The organism is Alphaproteobacteria bacterium (assembly GCA_019635875.1).
Taxonomy (GTDB): Bacteria; Pseudomonadota; Alphaproteobacteria; order Reyranellales; family Reyranellaceae; genus JAFAZJ01.
This window is the reverse complement of sequence record JAHBYP010000012.1, coordinates 23,201-45,182: the sequence shown is the minus strand read 5'-3', so window position 1 is coordinate 45,182 and position 21,982 is coordinate 23,201. Positions and strand designations below refer to the sequence as shown.

Here is a 21,982-nt window from a genome sequence, read left to right as displayed (position 1 = left end):
GGATGGATCCTCAGCGGTTGGCCAGGCGCACCAGCGTCTCGACCAGCACGCGGGTGCCGGCAGCGAGGTCCTGGGGCGTGGCATTCTCGATCTCGTTGTGGCTGATGCCCCGCTCGCAAGGCACGAAGACCATGCCAGTGGGGCAGAGCCGGGCGATATGCATGGCATCGTGGCCGGCGCCCGAGGGCATATCCATGTTGGGCAGCATCAGGCGCTGTGCGGCGCTGCGCACGAGGTCGACGACCTCCTTGTGGAACACCGTCGGCGCCACGTTGGTGACCCGCTCGATCGTGGCGGTGCAGGGCGCGGCATGCTGTGCCAGGGCCTCGTGCAGCTTCGCCTCGTAGCGGTCGAGCGCCGCCATCTCGGGATGGCGCATGTCGATGGTGAAGGTGACGCGGCCCGGCACCGTGTTGGGCGAGCCGGGATAGACCTCGACGCGGCCGACGGTGAAGCGCAGCGTGTCCTCGGTGTCGCGGGTCGCTGCCTGCATCGCGCCGGCGATCGCGACGGCAGACACGAACGCGTCCCTGCGCGCCGCTCGCGGCGTCGTGCCGGCATGCGCTTCCTCACCCGTGATCGCCACGATATAGCGCCGGCTGCCCTGGATACCGGTGACCACGCCGATGGTCTTGCGCGCGTCCTCCAACCGCGGTCCCTGCTCGATATGCACCTCGACATAGCCGTCGAGCGCGTTGCCTGCCGGGCGTGCCGGCGCGGGCGCGGCGGCCAGCGTCTGCGCCAGTGCGTCCCTGAGCACCACGCCATCCCAGTCCTTCGCCTCGAGCATCGTCTGCAGGTCGTAGTGGCCGGCGAAGACGGCCGATCCCATCGCCCCGGGCTGGAAGCGGCTGCCCTCCTCGTTGGTCCAGGCCACCGCCTCGACCGGCCGCCTGGTCGGCACGCCGGCGTCCTCCAGTGCCTCCAACGCCTCGAAGGCGGCGAGCACGCCGTACATGCCGTCGAAGCGGCCGCCGGTGGGCTGGCTGTCCATGTGCGAGCCGCTGAGGATCGCTCGCGCAGCGGGATCGGTGCCGGCGCGACGCACGAAGAGATTGCCGATGCCATCGGTCGAGATCGAGAAGCCGCGCGCCGTTGCCCATGACATGAGCAGATTGCGGGCAGCTGCATCCTCGGCGGACAGCGCCTGCCGGTTCACGCCGCCTTTTGGCGTGCCGCCCAGCCTGGCCATGTCGGCGTGGCGCTGCCACAGGCGATCCTCTCGCACGGCACTCGTGGCGAGATCGACGCTGTCCATGGCGTCCGCACTCCATCCGCTGTGATTTGCCCCGTCCGTTGCTATACAGGCGGCGAGGCCGCGCGACAATCAGCGGCCGTCGGAGGCGGCGATGGCGCTGAACTATCTCGCGCGCGATTTCCACGGCTACGGACCCAATCCGCCCGACCCGCAATGGCCCGGCGGCGCACGCATCGCCGTCAGCTTCGTGCTGAACTACGAGGAAGGCGGCGAGAACACCATCCTCAACGGCGATCCGGGCTCCGAGGTCTATCTCACCGAGGTGCCGGGCGGTCAGCCGCTGATCGGCCATCGCGATTTCAGCACGGAGTCGGTCTACGAGTACGGCGCGCGCGCGGGTCTGTGGCGCATCCTGCGCCTGTTCGCCCAGCGCCGCGTCCATTTCACGTCATGGGCCGTGGGCCGTGCGCTGGAGCTCAACCACGCCGCCGGCCGCGCCATGGCCGACGCGGGCCACGAGGTGGCGAGTCATGGCTATCGCTGGATCAACTACAGGGATTTCGGCGAGGCCGAGGAACGCGACCACATGCATCTTGCGATCCGCGCCATCGAGGCGGCCTGCGGCAAGCGGCCGGTCGGCTGGTACACCGGGAGGTTCAGCGAGCACACGCTGAAGCTCGTCGTCGAGAACGGCGGCTTCCTCTACTCGAGCGATTCGTACGCCGACGACCTGCCGTACTACGTGCGCGTCGAGGGCGCGCCACACCTGATCGTGCCGTACACGCTCGACGTCAACGACATGAAGTTCGCGGTGCCGCCGGGCTTCTCGGCCGGCGAAGGCTGGTTCAACTACATGAAGGACGCCTTCGACACGCTCTACACGGAAGGCAAGGCGGGCGCGCCAAAGATGATGTCGATCGGCCTGCATTGCCGCCTCGCCGGCCGGCCGGGGCGCGCCGCATCCCTGGCCCGCTTCATGGACCATGTGCTGAGCCACGAGCGCGTCTGGGTCGCGACCCGCGAGCAGATCGCGCGCCACTGGACGACGGTGCATCCGCCGGGCTGAGCCCTGCCAGGATGATGTCGAGGCCGGCGCGCAGTTCGTAGTCGGGATCGACAGATGCCGCTGCGTCGGCGATCTCCAACAGCTTCGGGAAGCGCGCCGGGTCGAGTTCCCGCGCCCGTGCGATGTCGGGATCATCGTCGCCCGGCTGGCGCGCCAATCGCACTTGCGCGAGGCCGGTGACGAAGCCCAGCACGGCGCGAAACGCCGCCAGCAGCGCCGGCCCCGACCGGCCGCTGCGCGACAGCGCCGCTAGCAGGGCCTCGGCGGGCAGCAGGGTTCCCTCATGCAGCGTGCGGCGGCTGAGGATGAGCGGGACCGCATGGGGGTGTGCGTCGATGGCGTCCCACATCGCCTGCACGATGGTCCGCACGTCGCGACGCCAATCATCGCTTGCATCAGGCCACCGGGCGTTTGCCAGCACCGCCTCGACGACCAGCTCATCGAGCGCGTCGCGATCACGCACGTAATTGTAGATCGTCATCGGTCCGGTGCCGAGCGCGCTCGCCAGGGTCCGCATCGACAGGGCCGCGACGCCCTGCGAGTCGACCAGGTCGAGCGCCGCCTGCTGCAGTTGCGCGCGCGTGAATCGGGCTGGAGCGGGCATCGGAGCCTCTTGTTTACGTACGATGTACGTGATACACAGGGGTACACGTACACCGTACTCAATGGAGCGACCGATGACCATGCGTTTGAGTTTCCGCTCGGGCGGGCAGAACTGTGCGGCGTGGCTGACGCTGCCGGACGGCGAGGGACCGCACCCGGTCATCGTGCTGGTGCATGGCGGCGGCGCCACGCATGCCATGATTCTCGATCGCTACGAGCGGCGCTTCTCGGCCGTGGGCTTCGCCGTGCTGGCCTTCGACTTCCGCCATCTCGGCGAGTCGGACGGAGAGCCCCGCCAGCTGATGAGCCTGAAGCGCTATTTCGAGGACATCGACGCGGCGCTGGCTTTCGTGCGTACGCGGCCTGAGCTCGACGCCAACCGCATCGCGCTCTGGGGCACGTCGTTCGGCGCCAGCCACGTCGTGGCGACGGCGGCGCGGCGCGCCGACATCGCGGTGGCAATTGTGCAATGCCCGGTGTTGCAGGGCAGGGCGCCGGCGCTCAGTGCCGGGCCGGCGCACCTGCTGCGGCTGACGGGTCCGATCGTGTCGGATCTGGTGCGCGGCGCCCTGGGCCTGCCGCGTCGCTACGTGCCGATCGTCGGCCGGCCCGGCGAGAGGGCCTTCGTCAACCTGCCGGGCGCCTATGAGGGCTGGCACTCGGTAGTGCCCGAGGGCTACGCCTTCGATCCGCGCGTGCAGGCCGCGGCTGGCCTGACCCTGCTGTTCTATGACGCCGCGTCGATGGCGCGCCGAGTGCGCTGTCCGCTGTTGGTGTGCGTCAGCGACCGCGAGACCCTGATGGATCCCGCCATCGCGGTCCGCGTGGCGAACGAGGCGCCGCGAGGCATCACCCGCCACTACGACACCGATCATTTCGAAGTGTACCATCCGCCGCACATCGATCGGATCGTCGCCGACCAGATCGCGTTCCTGACGGAACACCTGCGGCCGGAGGCGCGGCCCATCGCCAGAGATGAGGCGGCATGATCCGCGGGAGGGAAATGGCTCGATGACCAACCAGCTCTACGACGCGCCGACCGGCACGAGCCTGGTGTTCCGCGCGCTGCGCCGCTTTCCCGACCGTACGGCCTTCGCCTGGGATGGCGGGTCGATCAGCTACGCTGGCACACTGTCCCTGATCGGCCGCATGCAGGCGGCGATGGCGGCGGCCGGGCTGAAGCATGGCACGCACGTCGCGTTGCTCAGCGCCAACCGCGTCGAGGGTTGGTGCGCCGGCGTTGCCGCCGGCGCGCTCGGCCTCGTCATCACGTGGCTGCATCCGCTGGGCTCGATCGACGATCATCTCGAGCAGATCGACGACGGCGACATGGATGCGCTGATCGTCGATGTGCCGGCCTACGCCGAGCGTGGGGGCCAGCTCGCGGCGCGCGCCTTGCGGTTGGAGACGGTGTTCACGCTGGGCACAGCCGCCTTCGGTACCGACCTCCTGTCGGCGGCGGAGAAGGTCGGCGAGGCGAGCGCATGCGACCTGACCAACCCGCACGATTACGCCATCCTCAACTACACGGGCGGCACGACCGGCAAGTCCAAGGGTGCGATCCGCCGCCATCACTCGGCCGGCGCGATCACGCCTTCGATCCTCGCCGATTTCGAGTTCCCCAGGGATCCCCGCTATCTCGCCGTGGCGCCGATCACGCATGTCGCCGGCACCAAGGTGACGCCGGCGCTGATGCTGGGCGGCACCATCCACCTGATGAAGGGATTCGACCCGGCGAAGGTGCTGGCGACCATCGAGCGCGAGCGCATCAACTTCACCCTGCTCGTGCCGACGATGATCTACGTGCTGCTCGACCATCCGCAGCTCGACAAGACCGATCTCTCCTCGCTCGAGCTGCTGCTCTACGGCGCCTCGCCGATGTCGCCGACGCGGCTGGTCGAGGGGCTGGAGCGGATCGGCCCGGTGTTCTCGCAGCTGTACGGGCAGACCGAATGCTATCCGATCAGCGTGCTGCGCAAGGCGGACCACGATGCGAAGCGGCCCGAGCTCTTCGCCTCCTGCGGCGCGCCGGTGGCCGGCGTGCAGGTCAAGCTGCTCGACGAGGATCTCAACGAGGTGGCGATGGGGCAGGCGGGCGAGATCTGCGTGCGCTCGCCCTACACCATCGAGTCGTACTGGAAGCGGCCGGAGCAGACGGCGGAAGCCTTCAAGGGCGGCTGGCTGCACACCGGCGACATCGCGCGCGCCGACGAGCAGGGCTATCTCTACATCGTCGATCGCAAGAAGGACATGATCGTCACCGGCGGCTTCAACGTCTTCCCGCGCGAGGTCGAGGACGCGCTGACGTCGCATCCCGACGTCGCCATGGCCGCGGTGATCGGCGTACCCGACCCGAAATGGGGCGAGGCGGTCACTGCGCTGATCGTGCGCAAGCCGGGCGGCAGGGTCGAGGCCGAAGCGCTGATGCAGCTGGTCAAGGATCGCAAGGGTCCGCAGCAGGCGCCCAAGCGGGTCGAGTTCGTCGATCAGCTGCCGCTCACCGCCGTCGGCAAGGTCGACAAGAAGGTCCTGCGCGCCACGTACTGGGCGGGCAGAGAGCGTATGGTGGGATAGGCCAGTCCTTCTCGCGCGCAGGCGGGAGACGGAAGGCTATCCCCGTCCGACGAACGGCATCTTGGTCGCCATCACGGTCATGAACAGCATGTTGGCGTCTGGCGGCAGGGTGGCGGCGTAGACGACCGCGCGCGCGACGGCCTGCACGTCCATGGTCGGCTCGACGCGGGTGGATCCGTCGGGCTGCGGCACGCCGCGCGCCATGCGCTCGGTCATCGGCGTGGCGGCGTTGCCGATGTCGATCTGGCTGCAGGTGATGTCGAACTCGCGGCCGTCGAGCGAGATCGCCTTGGTGAGCCCGGTGATGGCGTGCTTGGTGGCGGTGTAGGGGGCGGAGCGCGGCCTGGGGGCGTGAGCGGAGATCGAGCCGTTGTTGATGATGCGCCCGCCCTGCGGCGTCTGCGCCTTCATCATGCGGATGGCTTCCTGCGCGCACAGGAAGGAGCCGGTGAGGTTGATGTCGACCACCGCCTTCCATTGCTCGTAGGTCAGGTCCTCCATCGGGATCGGCGGCGCGCCGGTGCCGGCGTTGTTGAACAGTACGTCGATGCGGCCCAACCCGTCCTTGAGCTTGGCGAAGATCGCCTTGACCTGCTTGGGGTCGCCGGCGTCGCCCTGCAGCACCAGCGCCTTCACACCTGCGGCGCGCGCCTCGGTGGCGACGGGTTCGAGCATCTCCGCGCGGCGACCGACCAGGCCGACATCGAAGCCTTCCTTGGCCAGCGCCAGCGCGGCGGCCTTGCCGACGCCTGACCCCGCGCCGGTGACGAGGGCGACTTTAGCCATTGAGCGCTCCTTCCCCTGGGACGGGCTGAACCATGGGCTGAATCGACGGGTGGCTGCAAGCGCAGCGGCGGGATCAGGTGCTGAGAACGGGGCGCGCGGTCAGCACGCGCCAGAGGATCTCCGGCGCCAGCAGGCGCTCGGGACGGCATGTCAGCGAGGCGACCTCGAAGAAGGCGCGGCAGACCACGGGGTCGACCGTGGCGGCGTGATGCACGCGCGCGACATAGGCGTTGAGCAGGCTCAGCAGGGGCGGACGTTTGCCAATCACCTGGGGAAAGCGGAAATCCTCGCCGGTGGTCAGCCGCCAGGGCACGTCGATCACTTGGGCGGCGCGCCTGAAGAACTGCGCTGCGATCTGCCCCGGCGCAACGCCACCGGCGAGACAGGCTTCGAGCGCCTCGACCTCCAGCGCCGCCACCGTCATGCCCTGGCCATAGGCCGGATTGAAGCTGCACAGCGCATCGCCGATGACCAGGTAGCCCTCGGGAAAGGCGCTCAGGCGCTCATAGTGGCGGCGCAGGTTCGACGCGAACTTGTAGAGCCGGATGTCGTCGAGCGGCTCGCAGGAGCGTACGACCTCGTGGATTTCGGCATTCGGCAGCGAGGCGGCGTAGTCGGTGAAGCCCTGCGGATCCGTCGGCGGTTCCTCGCCGAGGAAGCCGACCAGGGTCACCTGCCAGCGACTGTCCTCGACCGCGAAGCAGAAGCCGCCCCGCCGCAGGATCGGCGGCGTGCCGATGATGATGTGGCCGATGGTGGGCAGGTTGGTCAGGCGCCGGAAGGTGCGCGTGGCGTAGGCGAGGTCGATGCGCATCGCCGTCTCGGGCGGGCGCTGATAGCCCATGAACTCCAGCCAGCGTGGCGCCTGCGTGCCGCGTCCGGTGGCATCGACGACGAGATCGGCCTCGATCACCTCGCGCGTGCCGCCAGCGCCCAGGACATAGACGCCGCTGACGCGGCGGTGCTGCTCCGAGGTGGTGAGGTCGGTGACAGTCGTGCCCGAACGCAGGTGAATCGTCGGCGAGTCCAGCGCGCGGCGCCGCACGTGGCCTTCGAGGAATGGACGCGTCATCAGGGTGGCGCCGATGCCCGTCGGCGCGCGCAGCTTCAGCCCGCCGAACTGGTGCCAGTTGACGTCGCCGACGGCGTCGCCGGGCACCGCCCCGCCTCCATGCAGCTCGGCCATTATGCCGGGAAACAGTCGCTCGACGGTGCGCAGGCCGCGCGCCCAGAAGCCGTGCACGTGACGATCCTGCGGCGTGCCCTTGCGCGGCTCGGCCCACGCGCTGACGCTGTCGCGCTCGATGACCGTGATGCGGTCGTAGTAGTCGGCGAGCACGCGCGCGGCCAGCAGCCCGGCCATGCTGCCGCCCATCACGATGGCATGTGCTCCCCTGCGTGCCACGCTGCCTCCGCCGATCGCGCTGGGCGGGGTTGCTGTTTTCCGCTCCTGTGGCGCCGTGCCTTCTACGGCCGCGATCGGTTGGCGGATGCTAGCACCGCGCGCGAAACAGCGGATCAACCGCCATCCGGCCGGAGGCGATTTTTCACGATAGGCTGTTCACTGGCGCGAGGCGCCGATCCGCTCTAGCGTCGCTTCTGCTTGAGCTCGACGATCGGCGTCGACATCACCGCTTCCTGGTCCCAGGGGAACAGGATCCAGGTGTCCTGGCTGACCTCGGTGATGAAGGTGTCGACCATCGGCTTGCCGGCGGGCTTGGCGTAGACCGTGGCGAAATGCGCCTTGGGCAGCAGCTGGCGGACGTGCTCGGCGGTGACGCCGGTGTCGACCAGGTCGTCGACGATCAGCCAGTCCTCGCCCTTGTCGGCCTCGGCCCGCGTACCCTTGAGCACCTCGACCTTGGCGCCGCGTTTCGTCTTCTCGTAGGTCGAGCAGCAGATGGTGTCGATCAGCCGCAGCTCCAGCTCACGGGCGACGATTGCCGCCGGCACCAGGCCACCGCGGGTGATGGCGATCAGGCCCTTGTAGGGACCGGTGTCGGCCAGGCGCCAGGCCAGTGCCTTGGCATCGCGGTGCAGCTCGGTCCACGATACCGGAAACATCTTGCTGTAAGTCGCCGCCGCCATCGCCTCCCCCTCGGGCCATCCAGGCGCCTGGGATAGCATCCGGCTGAAACGGGCGACAGCGTTTCGCTTTGATGTTTACAGTGGAGCGGCGCGCGCTATGGTGCGCCGCCCTGCCGTCCGGCCGCGTTGGAGCCCGAGGAGCGAGATGGATTTCGTGATGCCCGACCTGTCGAGCGCAGCCTTCTGGGCGGCGCTGGGCAAGATCATCGTGGCCGATATCATTCTCGCCGGCGACAACGCGGTCGTCATCGCGCTCGCCGCCCGCAACCTCGAGGAACGCCACCGCAAGCCGGCGATCCTCCTCGGCAGCTTCGGCGCGATCGCCCTGCGCGTCGTCTTCGTGTTCATCATAGGCCTGCTGCTGAGCGTCCCGTACCTCAAGCTGGTCGGCGGCGTGCTGCTGCTGTGGATCGGCGTGAAGCTGCTGACCCAGGACGACGAGGGCGAGGCCGGTGGTGGTGGGAACATCAGGGGCAGCCGCAACTTGTGGGGCGCGATCTGGACCATCATCATCGCCGACGCGGTGATGAGTCTCGACAACGCCATCGCCATCGCCGGCGCGGCCAACAACGACGGCGTGCTGGTCATCCTCGGGCTGCTGATCAGCATCCCGATCATCATTTACGGCAGCACCCTGCTGACCTCGCTGCTGCGGCGATACCCGGTCCTCGTGGTGCTGGGCGGTGCGCTGCTGGGCTGGATCGGCGGCGAGGTGATGTCGAGCGATGGCAAGCCGCCCCAGGCCGACGTGGCGCCCCCCGGCACGATCGCCTTCTGGCTGGAAGCGCGCATCCCCTATGCGCACTATGTGTGCGCTGCGGCGGGCGCGGTGTTTGTCGTCGTGGTCGGCAAGCTTCTGGACAGGCGGCGGCGGGCCCGGCTCGCGCGGCAGGCGCCGGAGCTGATCGATCTGGCCGGCGACGACGGCGCCAGCGCGGACAAGCGGAACTAGGAGGATGGCATGAGCGACAAGGGCTCGATCCTCGTTCCGGTCGACGGTTCGGCCAATTCCGACCGCGCGGTGAAGCATGCGATCGCCTTGGTCGTCGGCGGGTTCGCCGACATGCTGCACCTGGTGAATGTCCAGGCGCCGGTGGGCGGCGTGGTGTCGACCTTCATCGATCGGGGGACCATCAGCGACTATCATCGCGAACAGGGTGACGCGGCGCTGCGATCGGCCCGACGCCTGTGCGAAGAGGCCGGCGTGCGAGCCCAGGTTCATATCTTTGTCGGCCGGCCCGGAGAAATCATCGGCGAATACGCCCGCAAGATCGCACCGAGGCAGGTCGTGCTCGGCACGCGCGGCCACTCCGGGATATCCGGGGTTGTCATGGGCTCCGTGGCCCAGGATGTGCTGGCGCATGTCGACGTGCCCGTCACGCTGGTGAAGTAGGCCGCCTCCGGCCGAGGCGGATCGAGGCCATGGCCGAACTTTCGATCTGGGCAACGCACGCCGCCGTCTCGCGCGGACGGCTCCACCGCGAACCCGAGACGACGACCCGCTCGCCGTTCCAGCGCGATCGCGACCGCATCATCCATTCGACCGCGTTCCGCCGGCTGAAGCACAAGACGCAGGTCTTCGTGAACCACGAAGGCGATCACTACCGCACGCGGCTGACGCATTCGCTCGAGGTGGCGCAGATCGCCCGCTCGATCGCGCGCACGCTGGCGCTGGACGAGGACCTCGCCGAGGCCCTGGCGCTGGCGCACGATCTTGGCCATACGCCCTTCGGCCACTCGGGCGAGGAGGCGCTCGACGCGGCGATGAAGGAGCATGGCGGTTTCGACCACAACGCCCAGACCCTGCGGATTGTCACCAAGCTCGAGCATCGCTACGCGGAGTTCGACGGGTTGAACCTGACCTGGGAAACGCTGGAGGGCGCGGTCAAGCACAACGGCCCGCTGCTTGCCGGCAACAAGACGCTGGCTGACCTGCCGGCGGCCATCGTCGAGTTCAGCGGCGAGTGGGACCTAGATCTCGCCACCTACGCCGGGCCCGAGGCACAAGTCGCCTCGCTGAGCGACGACATCGCCTACAACAACCACGACATCGACGATGGCCTGCGCGCCGGCCTGTTCGCGATCGAGGACCTGCTGCCGCTGCCTTTGGTCGGCGACATGTTCAAGGAAGTCCGCCGGCGCTACCCGGCGATCGAAGAGGGGCGCCTGACCCACGAGGCGATCCGCCGGCTGATCAACGTCATGGTCGAAGATGTTGTCGGCGAGACGCGAAGGCGCCTGGCCGAGGCGGCGCCACGCGATGTCGCGGACATTCGCCGTCTGGGCCGGCCGATCGTGGCGTTCTCGCCGGGGATGGCCGAGGCGAACGGCGCCGTGCGCAAGTTCCTCTACGCGCGCATGTACTTCCACTGGCGCGTGCACCGCATGAAGTCGAAGGCGAGCCGCGTCGTCACCGATCTCTTCAGCCTGCTCTTCGCAGACCCGCGCTGCCTGCCGGACGAATGGCGCGAGCGCGCACTCGAGCACGACCAGCGCGGCCGCGCACGCGTCGTCGCAGACTATATCGCCGGCATGACCGACAACTATGCGCTCGACGAGCACCGACGGCTGTTCGACCCGTACACCTGAGCGTGTTATCAGGACCAGCCTGTCCACTGCCGCAACCGCTTCCCTTGAGTCCATGAACCTGTTCCGTCACATCGCCGACGAGATCATCGGCGCGCTCCGTGCAATGGAAGCCGCCGGCGAGCTGCCGGCCGGCCTCGATCTCTCCGCCGTCACCGCCGAGCCGCCGCGCGACGCCGCGCATGGCGACGTCGCGACCAATGCGGCGATGGTCCTTGCCAGGGGAGCGCGCAGGAAGCCGCGCGAGATCGCCGATGCGCTGGCAGGCCGGCTGCGTTCGATCGCGAGCGTCACAGAGGTGGCCGTGGCCGGGCCGGGGTTCATCAACATCCGGCTCGCCGACGATTTCTGGCGCGCGCATCTCGTAGAACTGCTGAAGGCCGGTGCGGCCTACGGCGACTCCGACCTCGGCAAGGGCGCCAAGGTCAACGTCGAGTACGTCTCGGCCAATCCCACCGGGCCGCTGCACGTCGCGCACGCGCGCGGCGCGGTCGTGGGCGATGCGCTGGCCAACCTGCTGCGCAAGGCCGGCTACGCCGTCACCAAGGAGTACTACATCAACGACGCCGGCGCGCAGGTCGACACGCTGGGCCGTTCGACCTTCCTGCGCTATCGCGAGGCGTTGGGCCAGGAGATCGGCGAGATTCCAGCAGGCCTCTATCCGGGCGAGTATCTCAAGGAGGTGGGAATCAGGCTTGCCCAGCGCGACGGCGCGAAGTGGACGAATCAGCCCGAAAGCGAATGGCTGGCGCCGATGCGGCAGTTCGCCATCGACGAGATGATGGCCGACATCCGCGCCGATCTCGAGACGCTCGGCGTGCACATGGACGTCTTCACGTCGGAGCGCTCTCTTGTCGACAGCGGAGCCGTGGACGCGGCGTTCGACTCGCTGACGAAGCAGGGCCTGATCTACCAGGGCACCCTCGAGCCGCCCAAGGGCCAGAAGCCCGATGACTGGGAAGAGCGCGAGCAGACGCTGTTCCGCGCCACGCAGTTTGGCGACGACATTGATCGGCCGCTGAAGAAGTCGGACGGCTCGTGGACATACTTTGCCAATGACATCGCCTATCACCACGACAAGTTCCGCCGCGGCTTCGCCGACATGATCGATGTCTGGGGCGCCGACCATGGCGGCTACGTCAAGCGCATGCAGGCGGCGGTCAAGGCGATCACGGCAGGCAATGGCGAACTCGACATCAAGCTCTGCCAGCTGGTGCGCGTGCTGAAGAACGGCGAGCTGGTGCGCATGTCCAAGCGCGCCGGCACCTTCGTCACCCTGCGCGACCTGCTCGATGAGGTCGGTCCCGATGTCGTGCGCTTCACCATGCTGACGCGGCGCAACGACGCGGCGTTCGACTTCGACCTGGTGAAGGCCACCGAGCAGTCGCGCGACAACCCGGTCTGGTACGTGCAGTACGCCCATGCGCGCACCCGCTCGGTCTTCCGCCAGGCGGCTCAGGCCAACCTGCCGGTACCAGACGCCGCGGCGCTGTCGACGGCTCCCCTGGCCCGCCTTACCGATCCGGGTGAGCTGGCGCTCATCAAGACCCTCGTTCAGTGGCCGCGGCAGGTCGAGGCGGCCGCCCAGGCCCACGAGCCGCACCGCCTGGCGTTTTACCTCTACGAGCTTGCCTCGCAGTTCCACGCGCATTGGACCCGGGGCCGGGACGAAACCGGCTTGCGGTTCATCATTGAGTCCGATTCTCAATTGACCTTGGCGCGCATGGCGTTGGTACAAGCGGTTGGATTCGTGATACAATCAGGATTGCAAGTGTTCGGCGTCACCCCCGCCGAGGAGATGCGTTGATGTTTCAAAAAGACCCGCTGCCGGCAAGCGGGCCCATCGTCTACCATCCATCGCCGGCCCACGGCCCGACCGCTGAACGGCCCCCATTGCGGTCGATCTCCATGGACGATCTCGCCGCCAGTTCGGCGGCGGCGGCGCCCTCGACCCCGTCGATGCTGATCGCCGCCGGGCGCCGCAAAGGCGTGCTGCTGACGGCGATGATCAGCATCGCCGCCCTGGCGAGCTTCGGCGGCGTGGTCTACTGGGCCCACAAGCAGGATATCGAGCGCGGTGGCGCCGGCCTTACGCCGGTGATCCCGACGCCGCCGGGACCGGCCAAGGTGCGTCCCGACGACCCCAAGGGCATGGTCGTGCCCAACCTGGACAAGGACGTATACACGCGCGTCGATCCCAAGGCTGTGCCGTCGCAGACCGAGCGTCTGCTGCCGCCGCCGACAGTTCCCACCATGCCGCCGCGCCCTTCGGTCGCTGCGCCTCCGGCGCCGGCCGTCGCGCCGGTGCCTCTGCAGCCGCCGTCGCCGGAACCCGGCCAGCCACCGGTGGCGCCGACAGCGACCGCCGCCGTGCCGCCACCGCCACCGGCCACGCCCGATGCCGCGGCGCAGCCGACGGTGAAGGATACCGGCGCCGGGTCCTTGACCAAGCTGATCGACACGCTGGAGCCGCCGACCGCGCGGGCCGGTGGCTATCGCGTGCAACTTGCGGCCGATCGCTCGGAAGACGCCGCGCGCGCGATCTGGGCGCGGCTGCAGAAATCCCACGGCGACGTGCTGGGCTCGCTGTCGATGCAGCCCGTGCGCATCGATCGCGGCGACAAGACGGGCTGGGTCCGCGTCCAGGCCGGCCCGCTCGACGACAGGCAGGCGAAATCGACCTGCGATCGGCTCAAGTCGCGCAACGTCGACTGCGTGATCATCCCGCCGGCGCGGTAGCGCAGGTGTCCGCTCCCCGCGCGGCGATCTTCGGCTGCGCCGGCCCGGCGCTGGGCGCCGAGGAGCGCGCGTTCTTCCGCGATACCGACCCGCTCGGCTTCATTCTCTTCGCCCGCAACGTCGAGGCGCCCGATCAGGTGCGCCGCCTGGTCGACTCGCTGCGCGCATCGGTGGGCCGCGACGATGCGCCCGTGCTGATCGACCAGGAGGGCGGGCGCGTGCAGCGGCTGAAGCCGCCGCATTGGCGGCTGGCGCCACCGGCCTCGGTGTTCGGCGAGCTCTACGCCAGCGATCCCGCCGCGGCGATGATGGCAACACGACTCAATGGCCGCCTGCTCGCCGCCGATCTCGCGCCGCTGGGCATCGACGTCGATTGCGCCCCGGTTCTCGACCTGCCAGTGCCCGGCGCGCATGGCGTGATCGGCGACCGCGCCTTCGCCGGGACCGTGCAGGCGGTGGTGGCACTCGGCCGGGCCCTGGCCGACGGGCTGCTGGCTGGCGGCATCATTCCGGTCATGAAGCACCTGCCGGGCCATGGCCGGGCACGCGCCGACAGCCACCAGGAGCTGCCAACGGTCGAGACCAGCCGTGCCGAGCTGGAACGGACGGACTTCGCGCCGTTCCAGGCACTGGCCGACCTGCCTTGGGGCATGACGGCCCATGTCCTCTATCGTTCGCTATCGAGCAACCAGCCGGCCACCACCTCGGCGCGGATCATCGGCGACGTGATCCGCGGCCATATCGGCTTCGACGGCGTGCTGATCTCTGACGATCTGTCGATGAACGCGCTGGGCGGCACCCATGCCGAGCGCGCCCGCCAGTCGCTGGCCGCAGGTTGCGACGTCGTGCTCCACTGCAATGGCGATTTCGCCCAGATGCGCGAGATCGCCGCAGTGATCGGGCCACTCTCACCGCGCGGCGCGGCGCGCGTCACCCGGGCGGCGGCGCTGGCTCGAGCGCGATATGACGGCGCGGGCGGCGACGATCTCGCATTGTACCGCCGCAGGCTGGCCGAGCTGCTCGATCGGCCGGTTGCTTAAGTCATTGAATTGGAATGATAAAATTGGCAGACGTGGGGATAAGTCGCGGCTGATTTGACTCGCGACGCCTGCGTCTGTTGGACTATTGGTAGTAGGCGATGAGCGACGACGTCCCCATCTCTAGCGAATTCGACCAGGGTGCCCCCGATGTGCTGGCGCCGGGCGAGGGCGAGCTGATCCTCGATCTCGAAGGGTACGAGGGGCCGCTCGACGTCCTGCTCACCTTGGCGCGCGATCAGAAGGTCGATCTGCGGCGCATCTCGATGGTGGCCCTGGTCGACCAGTATCTGGTGTTCGTCCAGCAGGCGCGTCGCCTGCGGCTCGAGCTGGCGGCCGACTATCTCGTGATGGCCGCGTGGCTCGCCTATCTGAAATCACGCCTGATGCTGCCCGAGCCGCCGCAGGACGAGGAGCCGACCGGCGAGCAGATGGCCGATGCGCTGCAGTGGCAGTTGCGGCGCCTGGAGGCCATGCAGCAGGCCGGCACGCGGCTGATGGCGCATCCCCGGCTGGGGGTCGACACCTTCGGCCGCGGCAGGCCGGAAGGCGCGCTGGTGTTGCGCAAGACGAAGTGGGACGTGCAGCTCTACGAGCTGCTCAAGGCCTATGGCGATCAGCAGCGGCCCAAGGATGCCGACGCCTATCACATCCGCGCCATGCAGTTCTTCTCGGTCGAGGAGGCGCTGGAGCGGCTGGAGCGCATGCTGGGCATCGCCATCGACTGGGCCTCGCTGTCGGCCTTCCTGCCGCCCGGATTGAGCGATCCGATGAAGCGTCGCTCGGCCGTGGCCGCGACCTTCGTCGCCACCCTGCAGCTTGCCAAGGACGGCGTCGTGCAGTTGCGTCAAACCGAGTCGTTCGGCCCTTTGATGTTGCGCCGACGCGCCGGCGAAGAGGCTCCCCCGACATGACCGACCAGCTCGAAACGCCCGAGAGCGAAGCGACGGCCCCCGAGATCGTCGCCGATCCCCACGCGCAGAACCTGCGCCTGGTCGAAGCCCTGCTCTTCGCATCGGCCCAGCCGCTCGACGCCTCGACGCTCGCCGAGCGCCTGCCCGACGACGCCGACGTCGATTCGCTGCTCGCCGAGCTGGCCGAGATGTATGCCGGCCGCGGCGTGAATCTGGTCCGTATCGCCGGTGGCTTCGTCTTCCGCACTGCACCCGATCTGGCGCAGAAGCTGCGCATCGAAACCCAGGTGACGCGCAAGCTTTCGCGCGCCGCCGTCGAGACCCTGGCGATCATCGCCTACCACCAGCCAGTGACGCGCGCGGAGATCGAGCAAATTCGTGGCGTGGGACTGAGCAAGGGCACGCTCGACTTCCTGTTCGAGCAGAGCTGGATCCGGCCGATGGGCCGGCGCCGCGCGCCGGGCAAGCCGGTGACCTGGGGCACCACGGAGTTCTTCCTCGAGCATTTCGGCTTGTCGGGGGTCGAGGACCTTCCGGGCATGGACGAGCTCAAGGCCGCCGGCCTGCTCGATCCGCGCGCGCAGCCCAGCATCTATCGGCCGGAGGAACCCGACCTGCCGCTCACCGACGAGGGCGACGAGGGGCCCGCCGAGCCGCTCGAGACCGGCGACGACGCACCGGTCAAAGCCGCCGACTGACCCGCGCCATGCGCCGCGCCGCCTCTTTGGTGATCGCGGCGGTGCTGAGCGCGCCCGTCCTCGCGCAGGACGCCACGGAGCAGTGGCGGATCTGCAGCGACGAGGCGACACCCATCATATCGCGGATCAACGCCTGCACGGCGGCGATCGAGGCGCAACGCGCCACGCCGCGCAATCAGGCCAAGGCCTACTACAATCGCGCGCGGGCACATGAGGGCGCCAACGACCTACCGGCGGCGCTTGGCGATCTCGATCATGCGATTCGCCTCGACCCATCGGACGCGGATTTCTTCCTGGCGCGTGGGCGCGTTCATGGCACCGCCGAACGCTATGATCAGGCGATGGCCGATTTCGCCGAGGTGATTCGGCTCAGGCCGCAGGACCATCGCGGCCATCACAATCGCGGCGTGGTTTTGGCTCGGTTGGGACGGCACGCCGAGGCCATCCGCGATCTCGATGAGGCCGTTCGCCTCGCCTTTGCTGATATCGAACCGCGGCTGACGCGTGCCATCGTCCGTCACCAGACCCGAGACTACCCCGCGGCGATTGCCGACTACGACGAGGTGCTCAGGCTGGGCGGTGAGAACGCTGACGTCCTGGCCAGGCGCGCCGCATGCTTTGAGGCGCTGGGCCAGCATGAGCGCGCGATCGAGGATCTGACGCGCGCCATCCGCCTCGCGCCGGCGGACCCAAGCCCGTGGAATTCGCGGTGCTGGGTGCGGGCCATCGCCGGGCAGCTCGAGCCGGCGCTGGCGGATTGCGAGGAGGCGCTTCGCCTGAAGCCCGGTGACGCGGCCATCCTGGACAGCCGGGGGCTGGTGCATCTGAAGGCGGGTCGCCACGACGCCGCCATCGCCGATTACGACGCCGCCCTGCGCGTCGACGGCAGGATCGCGACCTCGTTGTACGGCCGCGGCATCGCGCGTCAGCGCGCGGGGGACATGGCGCGTGGTGCGGCGGACATCGCTGCCGCCAAGGCCATCCGGGCGGACATCGCCGAGGAGATGGCGCGATACGGCGTGCGATAGAACGACACGGCCCTGCGTCGCCGCTGCCCATTGACGCGCTGGGCCGCCCGCGGTGTCCTGCCGCCAACAAGCGTGGGGGAGATATGCGTCGCGTGGTGTTCATCGCGGCCCTCCTGGTGGCGGTTCCGGCCGCGGCTGAAGAGGTTCGCGAGCAGAACTGGCAGACCTGCCTGGGCGCCCGGGGTGTTGGCACCGAACAGCAGGTCAGGAGCTGCACCGCTCTCATCGATTCCGGCTTCGAGACGCAGCGCGCATTGGCCGTCGTGTTCTCGAATCGCGGCGTCGCGCTGCGCTTGCAGGGCAAGCGTGACCGGGCTTTCGAGGATTTCGAGGAGGCGATCCGGCTCGATCCGGCCTATGCCAACGCCTGGTACAACCGCGCCCTCGCCTGGCGGCAGCGCCGCGAAGCCGATCGCGCGATCGCGGATTTCGACCGCGCCATCGCACTGAACCCGAAGGACTCGGATTTCTACAATGGGCGCGGCAGTGCCTACGACGACAAGCGCCTCTTTGACGAGGCGATCCGCGATTACGACGAGGCCGTCCGACTGCGGCCGGACAATTTCAGCGCCTTCAACAATCGCGGCGTCGCCTGGGCGGGCAAGGGCGCATACGAGCGCGCGATCGAGGACTACGACTCGGCGCTGCGCCTCAATCCCGACCACGCCAATGCGCTGTACAATCGCGCCGCGGCCTGGCAGCGCCTGGGCAAGCTGGATCGGGCGATCGAGGACTACGATCGCGCGATTCACATCAATCCGTGGGATGCCGACTACTTCAACGCGCGCGGCGGCGTATGGGATGCCAAGGGCGACCACGACCGCGCCATCCGCAATTTCGACGAGGCGCTCAGGATCAACCCCCGCCTGGCGTCGGCCTACAACAATCGCGCCGTGTCGTGGCGCAGCAAGGGCGAGCACGGCCGCTCGATCGAGGATCTCGACGAGGCGCTGCGCCTGGCGCCGTCTTACGCGACCGCTTTGCGCAATCGGGCCGCGGCTTGGGGGATCAAGGGTCAGTACGACAGGGCGATCACCGATTTCGACCGCATCATCGAGCTCAATCCCGGCGACGCGCGCGCCTTCAACGACCGCGGCATCGCCCACGAGAGCAGACGCGACTTCGAGCGCGCGCTGAAGGACTACGACGAGGCGATCCGGCTGGCGCCATCCTTCGCCGCCGCCTTCCACAACAGGGGCGACGTCTGGATCGCCAAGGGGCAATTCGCCCGCGGGCTCGAGGACTACGACCAGGCGGTGCGGCTCAGCCCCTCGTCGGCCACCTTCCTGTCGAGCCGCTGTCGCGCAGGTGCGATCCTGGGGCGTCAGCTCCAGGCGCTGGCCGATTGCGACACCTCGCTGCGCCTGCGACCCGGCCATGCCGGCACGATCGGTGCGCGCGGCCTTGTCCACCTGAAGGACGGCCGCCTCGACGCGGCGCTGGCCGACTACAACGCCGCCCTGGCGGCCGAGCCGAAGCAGGCGGCGACGCTCTACGGCCGCGGCATCGCGCGGCGGTTGAAGGGCGACGACAAGGGCGCGGCCGCCGACATCGCGGCCGCCACGGCGATCACGCCGGACATCGCCGAGGAGATGGCGCGCTACGGCCTGCGCTGAGCGCCAGCCGCCACTGGCACGCAATCGCAACAGCCGGTAAGAACACGACATGCGTCTGACCGGCTCCGCACTGGACATCTCCGATCTCAGCCACGCCTATGACGACCGCTTGGCGGTCGACGGCGTGTCGCTGCGCGTCGAGCCGGGGGAAGTGGTCTGCCTGCTGGGACCTTCGGGCTGCGGCAAGACGACCGTGCTGCGTCTCGTCGCCGGGCTCGAGAGGCTGCAGGCCGGCCGCATCATGGTGGGCGAGCAGGTGGTGGCCGAACCGGGCCACGAGGCACCGCCGGAGTCGCGCGGGGTCGGGCTGGTCTTCCAGGATCTCGCCCTGTTCCCGCACCTCGATATCAGCGCCAATGTCGGCTTCGGATTGCGTCGGCTGCCGGCCGCCGAACGCGCTCAGCGGGTCGAGGCGCTGCTGCGCCGCCTGCACCTGGAGGGATACGCCAGGGCCTGGCCGCACCAGCTTTCGGGGGGCCAGCAGCAGCGCGCCGCCCTGGCCCGGGCGATCGCCCCGGCGCCGGGCATCGTGCTGATGGACGAGCCGTTTTCCGGTCTCGACGCGCGCCTGCGCGGCGTGGTGCGCGACGAGGCGCTGCACCTGCTGAAGGCCGATCGGATGACTGCTCTGGTCGTCACCCACGACCCGGAGGAGGCGATGTTCATGGCCGATCGCATAGCCGTGATGCGGGCCGGCCGCATCGTGCAGGTCGGGCGGCCGCGCGATGTCTATACCCGGCCGGCGAGCGAGTTCGTTGCCGAGTTCCTGGGCGACGTCAACCGCATCGACGGCGTGGCCCGCGGCGGGCGTGTCGAAACGCCATTCGGGCCGCTCCTGGCCGACGGCTTTGCCGAGGGGCAGGGGGTCCATGTGCTGATCCGGCCCGAGGCGCTCCGGCTGGCTGGTGTCGCGGCCGGGCCGGGGACCGGGCCGACCCAGGGCGCGGTCAAGGCGCGGGTGCTCGCGGCGCGGCTTCTGGGGCGCACCAGCTGGGTGCATCTGTGCTTCAACACCGATTCCACGCACCGCCATGATTCCGCCGCGCCCGACAGCGAAGAACACAGTCACTGGCACGCGCGCGTGCCGGGCCAGTTCCTGCCCGAGGAAGGCACCGAGCTGGCGGTGTCGTTGGACGCTCGACAGGCCTTCGTCTTCGCCGTCGGCGACACTACATAGGGAATGAACGGTCAACCGGCCGCAGGCGCGATCCGCCCCGGCCGGTTGCGGCGTAAAGCCCTATAATGCAATAACCCGATCAAGCTTGCGGGCTCGATTGCCCGCGATCGCCCGGAGGAGGCGTGCAATGGGAAGCTTCAGCATTTGGCATTGGCTGGTCGTTCTGGCGATCATCCTGTTGATGTTCGGTGGGCGCGGCAAGATTTCGCAGCTCATGGGCGATTTCGGCAAGGGATTGAGCGCCTTCAAGAAGGGCGTCTCGGGCGACAACGCCGCCGCCGACCCGAACAAGCCGACGGAGCCGGCCACACCCGGTGACGACGCCAAGACCATCGGGCAGAGCACGACGGCCGCTTCGGCCTCGCCGGCTTCGAGCCACCAGGCCAAGACCTGACCGCCTGCTGATCGCGCCGGGGCCGCAGCACCATGTTCGGCATCGACAGCCCCGAATTGCTGGTGATCCTTGTCGTCGCGCTGATCTTCATCGGCCCGAAGGAGTTGCCGGGAATGCTGCGCACGATCGGCCGCTGGGTGGCCGCGGCGCGCAACCTTGCCGGCGAGTTCCGCGGCCATGTCGACGACATGGTCAGGCAGGCGGACCTCGACGAGGTCAAGAAGACCATCGACAGCAATACCGCGCTCGACCTGCCCGGCATCGATCCGATGAAGGAGATCAGGGGCCAGGTCGACGCCGGTATCGCCGAGGCGGAGGCCGAGATGGCCCAGGCCAGGGCGGCGATCGACGCGTCGACGACGGGCGCCGAGGCGCCGTCGCCGGTCGAGACGGCCGAGCTGGTGCCGCCGCCCGCGCCGGAGCCGATCGCCGACCCGACGCCGGCGCTGGAGCCCTCGGCCGTGGCCGATCCGATCCCGGTCGAGCAGCCGGTTCCGGCCGAGCCGCAGGCCACCGCCGACACGCCCACCCCGGCCAACGAGCCGGGGCCGCCGCCGGCCAAGGTCGCGGTTGGCTAGACATCTGACCGGCGGCATCGCCGCCACGGACATTGCCGCGTGACCACGATCGACGGACCCGAAGACGACAAGCCGATGCCGCTGCTCGATCACCTGATCGAGCTGCGCAAGCGGCTGATCTACGCCATCGGCGGGTTCATGCTCGTCTTCTTCGTCTGCTTCTATTTCGCCAAGCCGATCTTCACCTTCCTGATCCACCCGGCGACGTCGGACGGCTACAAGGTGATCGTGCTCGACATCTTCGAGTTCTTCTTCGTCACCGTGAAGATGTCGGCGTTCCTGTCCCTGATCATCGGCTTCCCGCTGATCGCCACACAGCTCTGGGCCTTCGTCGCCCCGGGGCTCTATCGCCACGAGAAGGCGGCGTTCCGCCCCTTCCTGATCGCCACGCCGTTCATGTTCTACGCCGGCTGCGCGGTCATGTACTACCTGGTGATGCCTTACGTCATCAACGTCATGCTGGCGCTCTACACGCCGCCCGAGATCGAGAAGACGCTGCGGGCCTCCGACTATCTCGAGCGTGTGCTGCAGCTGGTCTTCGCCTTCGGCTTCGCCTTCGAGGTGCCGGTGCTGCTCACCCTGCTGGTGCGGGTCGGCATCGTCAGCACTGCCAGCCTGAGGGCCAAGCGGCGATACGCCATCGTCATCTCCTTCATCATCGCGGCGATCCTGACACCGCCCGACGTGATCAGCCAGATCGCGCTCGCCGTGCCGCTGATCCTCTTCTACGAGATCGCCATCCTCATCGGCATGTCGATCGAGAAGAAGAAGGCCGAGAAGGACAACGCCGAGGAGAAGCAGGAGGCGGATCGATCGAGCGAGGGCACGTCGCCCTGACTTGACCGGACGTGGCGCCGCCCGCACAACAGGCGCTGAACCCTTCGCTCTCTCCCGCCTTTC

The 21,982-nt window shown here is 68.7% G+C and carries 22 protein-coding genes; 17 read left to right on the top strand and 5 right to left on the bottom strand.

Annotated elements, in window-relative coordinates; all coding sequences use genetic code 11:
• Nucleotides 1-10 precede the first annotated feature (10 nt).
• Entirely contained in the window at nt 11-1,258 is a 1,248-nt protein-coding gene (locus KF889_28485; GenBank protein MBX3503401.1) for a Zn-dependent hydrolase, read from the bottom strand.
• 91 nt (nt 1,259-1,349) lie between these two features.
• Between KF889_28485 and puuE the strand changes: the two genes are divergently transcribed.
• Nucleotides 1,350-2,264: an allantoinase PuuE gene (gene puuE, locus KF889_28480; protein ID MBX3503400.1), complete on the top strand. Its 915-nt coding sequence runs from the start codon at nt 1,350-1,352 to the stop codon at nt 2,262-2,264.
• Here puuE and KF889_28475 read toward each other — a convergent pair.
• Nucleotides 2,173-2,868 (bottom strand): TetR/AcrR family transcriptional regulator, encoded by a 696-nt coding sequence (locus KF889_28475; GenBank protein ID MBX3503399.1) that lies wholly within the window; start codon nt 2,866-2,868, stop codon nt 2,173-2,175. The two genes, puuE and KF889_28475, sit on opposite strands and share 92 nt — an antisense overlap.
• 73 nt (nt 2,869-2,941) lie before the next feature.
• Here KF889_28475 and KF889_28470 point away from each other — a divergent pair, with 73 nt between their 5' ends.
• Complete coding sequence (locus KF889_28470) at nt 2,942-3,856, top strand: alpha/beta fold hydrolase (GenBank protein MBX3503398.1); 915 nt, start codon at nt 2,942-2,944, stop codon at nt 3,854-3,856.
• Between the two features lie 22 nt (nt 3,857-3,878).
• Nucleotides 3,879-5,441, top strand: a complete 1,563-nt coding sequence (locus KF889_28465; GenBank protein MBX3503397.1) for an AMP-binding protein — start codon at nt 3,879-3,881, stop codon at nt 5,439-5,441.
• 36 nt (nt 5,442-5,477) lie between these two features.
• Here KF889_28465 and KF889_28460 read toward each other — a convergent pair whose 3' ends face one another.
• The 3 genes from KF889_28460 to gpt all read right to left on the bottom strand — a co-directional run bounded on the left by KF889_28460 (nt 5,478) and on the right by gpt (nt 8,315).
• Nucleotides 5,478-6,227 carry an SDR family oxidoreductase gene (locus KF889_28460; GenBank protein MBX3503396.1) on the bottom strand — a complete coding sequence of 250 codons (750 nt, stop codon included), beginning with the start codon at nt 6,225-6,227 and terminating at the stop codon, nt 5,478-5,480.
• A gap of 73 nt (nt 6,228-6,300) precedes the next feature.
• Nucleotides 6,301-7,632 carry an FAD-dependent monooxygenase gene (locus tag KF889_28455; GenBank protein ID MBX3503395.1) on the bottom strand — a complete coding sequence of 444 codons (1,332 nt, stop codon included), beginning with the start codon at nt 7,630-7,632 and terminating at the stop codon, nt 6,301-6,303.
• Nucleotides 7,633-7,814: 182 nt separating this feature from the next.
• Nucleotides 7,815-8,315: a xanthine phosphoribosyltransferase gene (gpt, locus tag KF889_28450; protein MBX3503394.1), complete on the bottom strand. Its 501-nt coding sequence runs from the start codon at nt 8,313-8,315 to the stop codon at nt 7,815-7,817.
• Between the two features lie 157 nt (nt 8,316-8,472).
• Here gpt and KF889_28445 point away from each other — a divergent pair, with 157 nt between their 5' ends.
• The 14 genes from KF889_28445 (at nt 8,473) to tatC (ending at nt 21,919) form a co-directional block, all read left to right on the top strand.
• On the top strand, nt 8,473-9,267 hold the full coding sequence (locus KF889_28445; protein ID MBX3503393.1) for a YjbE family putative metal transport protein: 795 nt from the start codon (nt 8,473-8,475) through the stop codon (nt 9,265-9,267).
• A gap of 9 nt (nt 9,268-9,276) precedes the next feature.
• Nucleotides 9,277-9,708, top strand: a complete 432-nt coding sequence (locus KF889_28440) for a universal stress protein (protein ID MBX3503392.1) — start codon at nt 9,277-9,279, stop codon at nt 9,706-9,708.
• 29 nt (nt 9,709-9,737) lie between these two features.
• Nucleotides 9,738-10,904: a deoxyguanosinetriphosphate triphosphohydrolase gene (locus KF889_28435; GenBank protein MBX3503391.1), complete on the top strand. Its 1,167-nt coding sequence runs from the start codon at nt 9,738-9,740 to the stop codon at nt 10,902-10,904.
• Between the two features lie 52 nt (nt 10,905-10,956).
• Nucleotides 10,957-12,708: an arginine--tRNA ligase gene (locus tag KF889_28430; protein ID MBX3503390.1), complete on the top strand. Its 1,752-nt coding sequence runs from the start codon at nt 10,957-10,959 to the stop codon at nt 12,706-12,708.
• A gap of 101 nt (nt 12,709-12,809) precedes the next feature.
• On the top strand, nt 12,810-13,640 hold the full coding sequence (locus KF889_28425; GenBank protein ID MBX3503389.1) for an SPOR domain-containing protein: 831 nt from the start codon (nt 12,810-12,812) through the stop codon (nt 13,638-13,640).
• Nucleotides 13,613-14,680, top strand: a complete 1,068-nt coding sequence (nagZ, locus tag KF889_28420; protein ID MBX3503388.1) for a beta-N-acetylhexosaminidase — start codon at nt 13,613-13,615, stop codon at nt 14,678-14,680. The genes KF889_28425 and nagZ overlap by 28 nt, the downstream gene beginning before the upstream one ends.
• A gap of 98 nt (nt 14,681-14,778) precedes the next feature.
• Nucleotides 14,779-15,591: a segregation/condensation protein A gene (locus tag KF889_28415; GenBank protein MBX3503387.1), complete on the top strand. Its 813-nt coding sequence runs from the start codon at nt 14,779-14,781 to the stop codon at nt 15,589-15,591.
• Complete coding sequence (gene scpB, locus KF889_28410; protein ID MBX3503386.1) at nt 15,588-16,289, top strand: SMC-Scp complex subunit ScpB; 702 nt, start codon at nt 15,588-15,590, stop codon at nt 16,287-16,289. Before KF889_28415 ends, scpB begins: the two co-directional genes overlap by 4 nt.
• An 8-nt stretch (nt 16,290-16,297) precedes the next feature.
• Nucleotides 16,298-17,317, top strand: a complete 1,020-nt coding sequence (locus KF889_28405) for a tetratricopeptide repeat protein (protein ID MBX3503385.1) — start codon at nt 16,298-16,300, stop codon at nt 17,315-17,317.
• 92 nt (nt 17,318-17,409) lie between these two features.
• Nucleotides 17,410-18,933 (top strand): tetratricopeptide repeat protein, encoded by a 1,524-nt coding sequence (locus tag KF889_28400; protein MBX3503384.1) that lies wholly within the window; start codon nt 17,410-17,412, stop codon nt 18,931-18,933.
• Between the two features lie 49 nt (nt 18,934-18,982).
• Nucleotides 18,983-20,110: an ABC transporter ATP-binding protein gene (locus KF889_28395; protein MBX3503383.1), complete on the top strand. Its 1,128-nt coding sequence runs from the start codon at nt 18,983-18,985 to the stop codon at nt 20,108-20,110.
• A gap of 127 nt (nt 20,111-20,237) precedes the next feature.
• Entirely contained in the window at nt 20,238-20,504 is a 267-nt protein-coding gene (locus KF889_28390; protein ID MBX3503382.1) for a twin-arginine translocase TatA/TatE family subunit, read from the top strand.
• A gap of 32 nt (nt 20,505-20,536) precedes the next feature.
• On the top strand, nt 20,537-21,082 hold the full coding sequence (gene tatB, locus KF889_28385) for a Sec-independent protein translocase protein TatB (protein ID MBX3503381.1): 546 nt from the start codon (nt 20,537-20,539) through the stop codon (nt 21,080-21,082).
• 75 nt (nt 21,083-21,157) lie between these two features.
• Nucleotides 21,158-21,919: a twin-arginine translocase subunit TatC gene (gene tatC / locus KF889_28380; GenBank protein ID MBX3503380.1), complete on the top strand. Its 762-nt coding sequence runs from the start codon at nt 21,158-21,160 to the stop codon at nt 21,917-21,919.
• Nucleotides 21,920-21,982: the final 63 nt, after the last annotated feature.